General features: G+C 42.5%; 1 protein-coding gene. It reads left to right on the top strand.

Annotation, left to right across the window (positions count from 1 at the left end; genetic code table 11):
• Window positions 1–101: 101 nt before the first annotated feature.
• Window positions 102–1,011, top strand: a 910-nt coding sequence (gene istA, locus FYJ57_RS15070) for an IS21 family transposase (RefSeq protein ID WP_154433287.1), incomplete at its 3' end; no start/stop codon positions are given.

The raw sequence follows: 1,011 nt of genomic DNA, 5'->3' as shown, positions 1-1,011 counted from the left end.
ATATGTGTGAGCCACTATTCCGGTCATAATGAGCCACTTCAGTTTTATAATAGATTTATGCACATTTATTGTGTAAATCTATTATGAAGGAGGTCATCCTTATGACTAAATATCGTGAAATCCTCAGACTTTCAAGTCTGGGATTCAGCAACAGGAACATAGCATTAAGTGTTCCGTGTTCCAGAAACACTGTTTCGAAAGTCTTAAAAAGGGCTCAGGAATTAAAGCTTTGCTGGCCTTTGCAAGACAATCAAACAGATGAGGCTCTCGAAAAGTTGTTTTATCCAAAACTAAACAGCCGTCCTCAAAAGCGTATGCCTGACTACGATTACATCCGCAAGGAATTACTCCGTAACGGTGTAAGTAAAAAACTCCTGTGGACCGAATACATGGAGGATTGCCGTGCCAATGGCGAAGAACCACTCATGTATTCACAGTTCTGCTACCATATCCAACAGGAAGAGCAGAAACATCGTGCTACCATGCATATCAACCGGAAACCCGGTGAACAGGTTGAAGTTGATTGGGCAGGTGATCCTGCAACAATCATTGATCCAGATACTGGAGAAATCATTAAGGCATACATATTTGTTGGTGTAATGACTTACAGCCAGTATGCATATGTGGAAGCATTTCTGGATATGAAGCAGAAATCATGGATTAATGCACATGTCCATATGTACGAGTACTTTGGCGGTGTTGCTAAGATTCTCGTACCGGATAACTGCAAAACTGCAGTTGTTCACAATGGTGGACTTAAAGACCAGCAGATTAATGAAACCTATCAGGAAATGGCTGAACACTATGGCACCGCTATTATTCCGGCACGTGTCAGAGCTCCCAAGGATAAGCCGAATGCTGAAGGAACGGTAGGAAATATCTCTACCTGGATAACAGCAGCACTTCGGGATGAACAGTTCTTCTCCCTTGCCGAATTAAATCGTGCAATCAGAGACAAGCTCGAACTGTTCAACCAAAGGCTCTTTCAAAAGAAAGAGGGTAGTCGGCGAA

The sequence above is a fragment of the Oliverpabstia intestinalis genome (assembly GCF_009696065.1).
Lineage (GTDB): Bacteria > Bacillota > Clostridia > Lachnospirales > Lachnospiraceae > Oliverpabstia > Oliverpabstia intestinalis.
This window is presented reverse-complemented; position numbering and strand designations above follow the sequence as displayed.